Origin of the sequence: Mycobacterium sp. E3298, assembly GCF_001666895.1 — a bacterium.
In the GTDB taxonomy this organism is placed as follows: Bacteria; Actinomycetota; Actinomycetes; order Mycobacteriales; family Mycobacteriaceae; genus Mycobacterium.
Map to the genome: position 1 here is coordinate 1 of NZ_LZJB01000145.1, position 10,165 is coordinate 10,165.

Below are 10,165 nucleotides of genomic sequence, written 5' to 3' on the forward strand. Positions count from 1 at the left end.
TGCCGGTTGGGCGCGCGGTCCAGGATGATCTCGTCGGGGTTCGGGAATTCTTTTTCGTCGTGGTTGGCCGACAGCCAGCTGATGACGACTCTGTCGTTCTTTCTCAGGCGCTGGCCGTTGATTTCGACGTCGTGAGTGACTGTGCGGCTGAGGGTTTGGTTGACCGAGAAGTATCGCAGGAATTCGTCGGTGGCGGTGCGGTACAGCTCGGGGCGGTCGATGAGTTGTTGCCTTAGGGCCGGGTGGGTGCCCAGGTGGTGGAGCGTGAGCGCGGTTTGGGAGGTGGTGGTGTCGACGCCGCCGCCGATGAGGTTCCAGAGGATGTTGAGCAGCTGTTCGTCGGTGAGGCGGTGGCCGTCGAACTCGAACTGGATGAGGAAGCTGGTGAGGTCGTCTTCCGGTTTGGCTCGTCTGCCGGCCGCGTAGTCGAGGACCTCTTCCATCATCTTGGGGACTTTGGCGATGGCGTTTGCGTACTCGTCGCTGTCCTGGGGCACGGCCATGACAGAGTGGAAGAGGTTGGCGTAGAGGTGCCAGTTGTCGAGGGGCAGGCCCATCAGCTTCATGGTGAGGATCGCCGGCACCGGGCTGGCGTAGTCGAGGACGAGGTCCATGCGGCCGTCCTCGATCTTGTGGTCGAGGAACTCATGCGCCTTCTGTTCCATGAACGGCTTGAGCTTTTGGACGGCGCCGGGGGAGAAGAACGGGGCTAGCGCGTGGCGTAGGGCCTGGTGGTAGGGCCCGTCGACCTCGCCGATGCCCAGGGCCGGCTGGCCATCGGGGCGCGGGACGCCCATCTCGCCCTGGTAGTCGACACCGTCGTCGGCGTTGGGCTCGTATTTGTGGGCGAAGGTGTCGCCGTCTCTGGCCGTTCGGCTCACCGCGTCGTAGCTGCTGAGGAACCAGAATCCGCCGTAGTTCTCGTTCCAGGCGACGGGGCACTTGCTTCTCAGGTCTTTGTTGATGGCGTTCTCGTTGAGGTTGAACGCGTCGGAGTGGTGGTCGAAGTCGACGATGGCGTCTTCGGTGACGTCGGGACGGGTTGTCATCTGGTTGCTCCTCCACCCGGCGACGTCGGCTTTCTACACTATCTTTGCATTATTACGCTGGTCGGTTCCGTCGAGAAAGGCCACGATGAGTAGTCACCGTACGACCTTCAACCATGTCGGATTGTGCGTCTCCGATCGCGAGCGGTCGCGGCGTTTCTACGAAAATGTGCTCGGGTTCCAGTTCTGGTGGGAGCTCGATCCGCCCGACGGCCCGACGTCGAAGCTGGTGCAACTTCCCGAGCCGCTCGGGGTGCACGCGACGTACTTGGTACGCGACGGGTTTGTGCTCGAGTTGATGGATTACTCGAAGCGTCAGGTTCACGCCGGGTCGGAGCGGGTCATGGATCAGGTTGGGCTGACGCATATTTCGTTTTCGGTGTCCGATCTCCCGGGCGCGCTGGCTCGAGTGGCGGAGTTTGGGGGAGCGGTAGTCGACGCGACGGTGACCGAGGCGATGGCGATGATTCGGGATCCTGATGGGCAGTTGCTGGAGCTGCTTTCGGACGGGTGGTTGGCGGCGTTGCCGCCTCGGCCGTAGTCAACAACCCACCCGGTTCGACCGGCGCACCGAGCGTTCTCTTAAACCATGCGGCTTGCCGTTCATGTCGATTTGCTATGGGACTTGTTGAGCGTTGAGAGTGGGGCTCAGTTTCGCGCTGACCGAGTACGTGCGTGCGAGATTCACATCATTACCAAAAAAAGCCGACATCCAGCTGCTCAGTTCGCTTGTAGCCTGCCCACATTGGCGCTCCCGGCGGCTGCACACGGTAAATGCCGCGCACAGCGGATGCGACCCGGTCATGCTGCGTCGGCCACTGAATCGTGGAGGCGATTTGCTCGAGCACTCCGCGATCACGCTCGAGCACGCGCTCGACTATTGAAACCGTTGGAAGCGCTCCGCTTTTGTCTCCGTTGCAGCGGGCACACGCAAGCACCAGGTTGGCCAGGCCGTCAATGCCAACTAGCGACCATGGCAGCACATGGTCGACTGGATTGTTCACCGGCAGGTGCTCGCCGCAATAAAAGCAGTGCGGCCCGAACGCCTGCTTGAACGGCTCGCGCACTGCGCCCAGGGCGGCGCGCTCGCGTCCGAAGAGGTGACCTGCGACGTCGGGGACCTTTTCGTCGAGAAATCTGTTCATCCGTCGCACGTCATCGACCCACATAATCTCCAGGGCAGGCTTTAGTAGACCAGCAAGCCGGGCCAGGCCGTGCGCCACACCCGGTCGAAGTTCGATGGCGTCACCGTGTCTGCGCAGTGATAACCGCGACACGTGGTCGTGCAGAAACGAGTCGTCATAGAGGAAGGGATCGCTCATCGAGGCGCCCGGCAGTTTCTGCAGCCGATGCAATGGCTGTTGGGCCAGGCACAGGGTGATGTCTTCGATCGCGCTTCGGTATGCCGTTGGTGCGCGCAACCTGGCTATATCCACTGATGTGCCGCTTCCCGTGAGCCCGGCTGCATCTCGTAGCGACTCCGTGGCGGTCAAGATTCGGGCGCGCGGCTGGGTGGATTGGCGCACTTCATGACCTTCGAACGGGCGCACCTGCTGCCAATAGATTTCGAGCACCCTGTGGGCCAGCACGGGCAGCGGCACCCGTAGGACGTCTTCGGGCCGCTCTGGAATGTTTTCGATGCAATGGTCGATCAAGGCCATTAGCGTGGCGAGCTTATACGTCGCGGTTCTCAGGCCGGTCTCCAGGATCGCGACGACCCGCTGCCCGAGCAGAAGGGAGTCTTGTGCGGTTCCGTCACCGTTCACGGCGCCCCGCCGATATCAGCTTGGAGAGGTGGGAACTCCACCGATGCATTATTGCTGGGAGTTGACCGCAAGGGTGAACTCGTTCGTGATGTGCTACCGGACAAAAGCGAGACACTGCTGCTGCTGCTGCTGCGGATAACGAGACGGCAGCATGAGGATTGGGGCACTTGAGCGCCGTTATCGAGCCCCAGTGGCTTCATTCGGTTCCGCATACTCGCATCAGTTGTACGCGGTACTCCCCGCAACGGGATGGGTGGTGCTGACAATCTTGGCGGCACAGTGGTCTCGATCGAACCCCTGGTTCCCGCACCATGCCAACGCACCCGCGGAGTCTGGGAAAGTGATGCCGGCGATAGTCACCCAGAAGTCCGGCGCTGAAAACGTCGACCAGTCACCTGACCAGAGCAGCCTCACGTTCGAGAAGCGCTGCCGCAACTGAAGATGCTCTTGGAGCGTCATTGCGTTGTCCCACACCTGGCCGTTGTCGACGACGCCGGGTCGCTTGGAACTGAGTTGCGGCACCCAGCGGTCAGTCAGTTGCGCGCTTACCCAAGGTCGGTCGTCAGCTGCGATCTGCCGAAGCTCTTGCGTAGGATCTTGCGGCGCAGAAGTCACCGTGGTGTGAGCTTGAGTCGACGGTGACGTCGATGACGACTCTGTCGGGGAGGTCGTGAATATTGGATTCGAATAGGGGACGAGCGGCGCCGCGGAAGGCTCGGAGCCGTTGGAGTCCTGGTGAGCGAGGAGGCCGATCACCACACCGACGCCGCCCACCAACGCCACCGCGATCCCGATAGAGATCCCCACGATGAACTGTTTAGAGCGCCCTTGGTCGCCGTTGACGACTGGTGTTGGAGCCGTTCCAGGGTAAGCGTAAAGGGCGTTAAACGGTGGATAGCTCGGAGGCCCGCTTACGTATTGAGGCGCTAGCACTGTGTCAGGTTGGGGCGGGGTCGACGATTCTCCTTGCAGCGCTCGCTTGGCGGCGCGGCCCAGTGCGCCGGCACTGCTATAGCGGTCGTCGGGATGCTTTGCCATGCCGCGAGCGATGACCTCGTCGAAAGCCGTGGGAACGCGTGGATTGACGATGCTTGGTCTAGGGGGTGGCGACGAGATGTGCGCGCCGATGACCTGCTCGGCGCTGTGCATTGGAAACGGCTTGGCGCCCGTCAGCGCCTCGTAGAGGACGCACGCCAGCGAGTAGACGTCGACCGACGCCGTCACTTCCCCATCGCCCAATCGTTCCGGGGCCATGTAGTCGAAGGTGCCGACTTGGTAGCCCGACATAGTGAGGTGGGTGTCGCCTTTGGCTTCGGCGATACCGAAATCGACCAAGTACGCGAAATCGTCGGACGTCACAATGATGTTCTGCGGCTTCACGTCTCGGTGGATTAGCCCTTCGGCGTGCGCGGCGTCCAAAGCCGCCGCGATTTGTCGGATGATGTCGGTCGCTCGTTCTGGTTCCAGGGGGCCGCTCTTGATCATGTCGTGCAAGGTTTCCCCTCGGATTAACCGCATGTCGATGTACAGAACGCCGTTGACCTCTCCCCAGTCATGGATCGGAATGACGTGCGGTTCCTGCAGAATCGCTGCTGCATGGGATTCACGGAGGAATCGGGCACGGTATGTTTCGTCCTGCGCGTACCGGTCTGTGAGTAACTTGAGTGCGACGGTTCTGCCCTTTTCGGTGTCGTACGCCTCGTAGACCTCGCCCATACCGCCTTGGCCAAGCATCCGCCTGATCTCATACCGTCCAAACGCACTGCCGACCAGTGACCTCACAGCACACTTCCTTTTCTTCGCTGCGATCAGTGTCCATCCAGTTGACTCCCTCTTTGGAGGGTTTGCCCAAGTAACGATGGATTTATGCGATGCGGCCGGACCTGCGACTTGGTCCGGACAAATGCAGCAAGCAAACACCGCTGGCATGTTCCGAACTCTTCTAGGCGGCGCCATCGCCGGGGTACGGCGGCGGCCGCAACCCGCCGGTGGAGAATGTCGAACTATTGAGGCAAAGTGAACGAATGCTGAGCGCGGACGCCCACGCGCTGCGGCGCGATATGGACGCCGTTACCGTCCGGTCGCGGTGACCATAGTGGGCGGATGTGCGGCGTCCATGTTCTGACAAAGGGATACTGTTGAGCGAAATAGGCCAAAGCCCTCTCGAGGTGACCGGCTTGCATCAAATCGGGTGCGGAGTGGATCGCCCGGAACACGTTGTGGTTGCCAGCGATGGCCGGGTGTTCGCATCCGATAAGGCCTCGGCTGTCGCAGAACTCATCGACGAACACACGATTCGGCATATCGGCCAGGCGGGCGGCGAGCCGAACGGCATCGCACTGGACTGCGACGGCCACTTTCTGATCGCTAATTGGGGTCTCGGCGTGCTTCAGGATCTCGAGCCGGAGACCGGCGAGATCGCAGAAGTGCTGAGCGACGAACTCGACGGGTGCCCGCTACGATGGCTGAACTTCGTTCTAGTGGATTCCGTTGGGGCGCTGTGGTGCTCGGTGAGCACGATGTCGGACGACCTCATGGACACGATCGCGCGGGGCACCGCGGACGGGTTCATCTTCCGGGTCGCACCGGATCGCCGATCGGTGCGAGTGGTCGCTGACGGGGTGAGCTTCCCGAACTGCATGGCGCTGGATCGCGACGAGGACCACCTGTACGTGGTCCGCACGGTAACCGCCGACGTGGTGCGGTTTCCGATCCAAAGCGAGACGCTCGGCCGACCAGAGCAATACGGACCGTCGCTGGGCGACCGGCGCCCCGACGAGTACGGCCCCGACGCCGGCCGCCTAATGGCCGACCCGGAAGTTGCCAAGAGATGGGGAATGGCCGACGGATGCGCGTTCGACGCCGAGGGAAACCTCTGGGTCACACTCGTTTTGGCCAACAAGATCGTGGCGATCCGCCCGGATGGCACGACGACAACCGTGATCGAAGACCCCGACGGCGCGCTCTTAAGAAGCCCGACCAGCATCGCGTGGGGCGGGCCGGATATGCGCGACATCTACATCGGCTCGATCACGGCGCCGTACGTGCTGAAGGGGAGAAGCTCGGTGGCGGGCTTGCCGCTCATCCACCAGCGTTAGCCCGACGGCCCGGGCCGCATAAAGTTCGGCAAAGCGGCCTCCGGGTCCGAAGGGATCATCGATTCGCCCAACCCCCACAGCTGGCGGATGGTGGCACCGCCGTCGACGACGAGGGTCTGACCGGTGATGCGGGCGGCCAGCTCGGAGGACAGGAACAACGCGGCGTTGGCGATGTCATGCGCGCGTGGCGCCGCCAGCGGATTGATCCCGTTGACGGCATACTCGCCGGGCGGCTGGTCCTCGTTGCCCGAGCCCACATTGCCGGGCGCCACCGCGTTGGCGCGAATGCCGTACCGCCCCAGCTCATCTGCGAACGTCTTGACCAGCGAGATGACGCCGGCCTTCGCCGCGCCGTAGGCGGCGTGGTAGGTCGCCGAGGCGATGCCGTCGACCGAGGCGATCGCCACCAACGAGCCGCCGCTGCCCTGACCAATCATGTATCTGGCGGCGGCCTGAAAGAGGTAGAACACCTGGGTCAGGTTGTAATGGATTGCCGCGTCCCACAATTGGGGCGTGAAGTCCTCGACCTTCGACCAGGTCGCGCCGCCGATGATGTCGACGCACACGTCGATCCCGCCCAGCGCCGCCTCGACGTCGTCGATCGCCCGGCCGACCTGCTCGGGGTCGGTCATGTCGGCGACGATCGGGACGGCGTGACCACCCCGGCCGACGATCTCGCCGGCAACTTGTTCCGCGCGCCGCTCGTCGATGTCGATGCAGGCCACCGAGGCGCCCGCGTCGGCCAGGGCCAGCGACGTGAACCAGCCGTGGCCCGCACGCTCGGGGATGTAGCCCGCGCCCGACACCACCGCACGCTTGCCCGAGAGCCCCAAATCGATCACGCCGACCTCCTTCGCGGGCCAAGCGCCGGGAAGCGCCGGCGGCCGTACTGGTGGAGTATCGAGGCGGCCTCGACCGCAGTCAACGACGGCTGCTCAGCACGCCGGCTGGTGTTCCTCGAGATCAGAGCTGCCGGCTTCAGAGCCGTCATCACCACGCCCGCGGAACGGCCCCACGACGTGCCCGCCCAAGTAGACGACCCCGCGGCCGACGGCCACGAACGCCCGGCCGGTGACGCCGCCGACGGCCCCCAGCGTGGCCAAGGCAGCGTCCAAGACACTCGGAATGTGGAAGTCCTCCCAGGTCTCCACCTGGTGCTGGCGCGCCTTCGCGAAGCGGTCGAGCTCGTCGCGCAGGACGACGCCCTGCTTGGCCAGCTCGCGCACCGCCCAGAACCGGAAGCCGTCGACCGCCTTGGACTGCCCGAAGCGGTCGAGCACTTCTTTCGCGCTCCGGTAGATGTCGAGGTCTTCGCGCAAGTGATGGTCGACGAGCTCGCGAGCCTCGTCGATCGCCCGCAGCAGCTGATCGGGCTCCTTGGTCTCGATCCGCGCGAGGTTCAGCCGCTGCCACTTGTGCAGCGCCTCCTCTGCGATCACCAGCAGGCTCAGGGTGTCGCCAAGCCGGTTGTCGCCGATGGCATTTCGCAGCTTCGCGGCGCGCTGCTGCACGGGCAGGCCGTGATCGAAGGACGCCAGGACGCGGCTCACGTGATTGCGCAGCTGCGAGACGGCGACATTGAGCGCCGGCCCCAGCGCGGCGACCGAATCCCAGTACGCATCGGGCAGCGACCCGTACTTCTCCAGCGACTCGACCATCCGCGAGACGGTCAGGCTGTTGCCCAGGACGTCGCCGGCGCGCTGCGCCCTGGCGACCTCGAGCACCGCCTCGACCTTGTCCTCCACCCGCCGGACGGCGTCCTCGACCTCGGCGACCGCGGACTTCAACGCCATCTGCACCGCGAGCATCTGCGCCGACAGCATCACCTCGGGACCGAGCAGCTCGGGTCGCCACTGCAGATAGGCAAAGACGTCATCGGCGCCCGTCGTCAACCGGAAAAAGCCGTCGGCGACCGGGACCAGGTTGCCTTCCTTCAGCGCCTCCACGGTGTCGCGGTGCAGCTGGACGTACTTGCCGGAGTCGGCCAGCAGCGAGGCCAGCCCGGCGATCGCCGCGTTCGCCAACGAGGCGCTGTCGATGCCGGTAACGCGCAACCCCTGCCCGGCGGTCGCGCGCAGCTTGCTCAGATAAGACTCGACGGCGGCGGGGTCACCGCCGAGCAGCAGCGACTCGTCCTGCAAGGACACCACGACCTCGTCGGCATCGATCGCCGCCGACCGCTCGGACACCTCGGTCACGGCACCCCCTGATCCTTCGGCCGAGCAAAACGGCCAAGAGTTAACAGGAATTTCTCGGCTAGCAAACCCGGACATTACACGCATGCCATAGCCAGACCCACGGGTTCGCCGCGTGTTCGGGAGGAATTCACCGGGGCCGGGGAGGGGGCAGCCGGCGCGATGACCCACCCCGGGCCGCGCCCACCCGTAACCTTGCAGCTTGTGACCGCGCGCAAGCCCCCGCGCCTGACCGTCGAGGACTGGCTGCAGGCCGGCTACACGCTGCTCGCCGAGCAGGGGGTGCGCGCCCTGAAGATCGAGCGCCTTTGCCAACAGGCCGGCGTCACCCGCGGCAGCTTCTACTGGCACTTCGCCGACATGGACAGCTACCGAAACGCGCTGGTCGACTCCTGGAACACCTTCCTGGACAAGGACCGGCGGTCGCTGGCCGAACTCGACGCGCTGCCCCCGCGAGAACGCCTGTCCGCCATGATGACCGCGCTGACCAGCCCGGGACATTGGACGCTCGAACGCGCGATGCGCGAATGGGCCCGCACCGACCCGGTCGCCGCCGCCAACATCCGCGCCGCCGACCGGCGCCTGCTGCGCGCCGTCACCAAGGCCTACAGCGACTACGGCTTCGGCGCCGAGGACGCCAAGCTGCGCGCCCAGCTGACGTTCGCCGCCGGCATCGGCCTGCTGCACCTGGCCGGCTCCGCCCAGCAGGCGCAACAGTCGGCGCAACGGGAACGCTTCCTCGAGCTGATGCTCAAGGACTAGACCATCGCGATCGGGGAGATCTTGGCCCCAATCGCCAACGCCCCGGCCAACTCTCGGCTCACGTCGTAATCGAACACCACGTGCCCCGCCGCGATGTCCACGTCGCGCTTGAAGCGCTGCAGCGGGTTGGACAGGAACTGCGCGCTGGCCCCCGAGGCCTCCACCAGATCGGCGATGATCGCCTTGCTCTCGTGCACGGTGTGGGCCGCCGCCAGCCGGGCCTCGGCCCGCACCGAGCGGCCCACCCGCTCGCCGGCACTCACCATCCGGTCGATGCCGCCGGCCGTCTCGTCGACCAGCGCCCGCAACGCCCGCAACCGCACCCGCGCGCTCGCCAGCCGGATCTGGGCGGCCGGCTGATCCTTTTGCGCCACACCGCTGTACGCCAGCACGCGCTCGCCCAGGCGCTCAGCGAACAGCTCGGTCACCCGTTCGGCGGCGCCGAGCACCGGCATCGACGCCACCAGCGCCAGCGCGGGCACCATCGGCCACCGATACGTCGGCGCGTCATGTGCCCGCGCACCCGGCGCCGTCCCGCCGTAGATGTCGGCCACCGCGACCAGGCGGTGCTCGGGGACGAGGGCGTCGGTGACGACGACGTCGTGGGAGCCGGTGCCGCGCATGCCCGCGGTGTGCCAGGTGTCGACGACCTCGACCTGCGCCGCGGGCAGCAGCACCAGCGCCGGATCGATGCGGTCCGGCCGCTCGACGAGCGCCCCGACCATCATCCAGTCGGCGTCCATCGCGCCCGTCGCCCACGACCACCGGCCGGTCAGGCGCACCCCGCCGTCGGCCGGGGTGCCGCGGCCGGTGGGGGCCAGGGGAGCGGGTGCCAGCACCGGCCCCGCGGCGAACACCTCCTCCTGGGCCCGCATGTCGAACAGCGAGAGCATCCAGTTGTGCAGGGCGTAGAAGCCCAGCGTCCAGGAGCTGGACGCGCAGCCGTGCGCCATCCGCCGAATCGGTTGCAGCAGTTCGGGAAACGAGGCTTGGATGCCGCCGAACCGGGCGGGCAGCAACAGCCGGAACAGGTCGGTCTGCCGGAACTCGTCGACCGTCGCCGCGGGCAGCCGGCGCAGCCGTTCGGCCTCCTCGGCGCGCTCGGCCAACCGGGCGACGAAGTCGTCGGTGATCCCGTACGTCGGGTGTGTGTCGACCGCGGACATGGCGCCGACCGTACCATACTATTTTGTATGGTTGCTTTCAGCCGAGGTCGTAGGAATCCCGCGACACCCGGAAGTAGTGCCCGGTGCTGCTGTCGGTGCACGTCATGCCCGACGGCTCGCTGTCGCAGGTGA

At 65.4% G+C, this 10,165-nt stretch carries 9 protein-coding genes; 3 read left to right on the forward strand and 6 right to left on the reverse strand.

The window, feature by feature from the left end; translation table 11 throughout:
- Positions 1-1,049, reverse strand: a 1,049-nt coding sequence (locus tag A9X05_RS06630; RefSeq protein ID WP_067780109.1) for a cytochrome P450, incomplete at its 3' end; no start/stop codon positions are given.
- Between the two features lie 85 nt (positions 1,050-1,134).
- Here A9X05_RS06630 and A9X05_RS06635 point away from each other — a divergent pair.
- The gene (locus A9X05_RS06635; protein WP_067780112.1) at positions 1,135-1,587 is read left to right on the forward strand and encodes a VOC family protein; all 453 of its coding nucleotides are present in this window, start codon (positions 1,135-1,137) and stop codon (positions 1,585-1,587) included.
- Positions 1,588-1,738: 151 nt separating this feature from the next.
- On the opposite strand, the gene A9X05_RS06640 is transcribed toward A9X05_RS06635, so the two are convergent.
- Both A9X05_RS06640 and A9X05_RS06645 read right to left on the reverse strand, forming a co-directional pair.
- On the reverse strand, positions 1,739-2,812 hold the full coding sequence (locus A9X05_RS06640) for an HNH endonuclease (protein ID WP_067780114.1): 1,074 nt from the start codon (positions 2,810-2,812) through the stop codon (positions 1,739-1,741).
- Positions 2,813-3,031: 219 nt separating this feature from the next.
- Entirely contained in the window at positions 3,032-4,594 is a 1,563-nt protein-coding gene (locus A9X05_RS06645; RefSeq protein ID WP_067780116.1) for a serine/threonine-protein kinase, read from the reverse strand.
- Between the two features lie 458 nt (positions 4,595-5,052).
- Between A9X05_RS06645 and A9X05_RS06650 the strand changes: the two genes are divergently transcribed.
- A complete protein-coding gene (locus A9X05_RS06650; protein WP_067780119.1) occupies positions 5,053-5,910 on the forward strand; it encodes an SMP-30/gluconolactonase/LRE family protein in 858 nt (285 codons plus the stop codon).
- Here A9X05_RS06650 and A9X05_RS06655 read toward each other — a convergent pair.
- Both A9X05_RS06655 and A9X05_RS06660 read right to left on the reverse strand, forming a co-directional pair.
- A complete protein-coding gene (locus A9X05_RS06655; protein WP_067780123.1) occupies positions 5,907-6,752 on the reverse strand; it encodes an SDR family NAD(P)-dependent oxidoreductase in 846 nt (281 codons plus the stop codon). The two genes, A9X05_RS06650 and A9X05_RS06655, sit on opposite strands and share 4 nt — an antisense overlap.
- Positions 6,753-6,845: 93 nt before the next feature.
- Positions 6,846-8,099 carry a hypothetical protein gene (locus tag A9X05_RS06660; protein ID WP_082950381.1) on the reverse strand — a complete coding sequence of 418 codons (1,254 nt, stop codon included), beginning with the start codon at positions 8,097-8,099 and terminating at the stop codon, positions 6,846-6,848.
- Positions 8,100-8,309: 210 nt separating this feature from the next.
- Here A9X05_RS06660 and A9X05_RS06665 point away from each other — a divergent pair, with 210 nt between their 5' ends.
- Positions 8,310-8,867, forward strand: coding sequence for a TetR/AcrR family transcriptional regulator (locus tag A9X05_RS06665; protein WP_156675548.1), 558 nt, complete (start codon positions 8,310-8,312; stop codon positions 8,865-8,867).
- Here A9X05_RS06665 and A9X05_RS06670 read toward each other — a convergent pair.
- Complete coding sequence (locus A9X05_RS06670; RefSeq protein ID WP_067780127.1) at positions 8,864-10,033, reverse strand: acyl-CoA dehydrogenase; 1,170 nt, start codon at positions 10,031-10,033, stop codon at positions 8,864-8,866. The two genes, A9X05_RS06665 and A9X05_RS06670, sit on opposite strands and share 4 nt — an antisense overlap.
- Positions 10,034-10,165 lie beyond the last annotated feature (132 nt).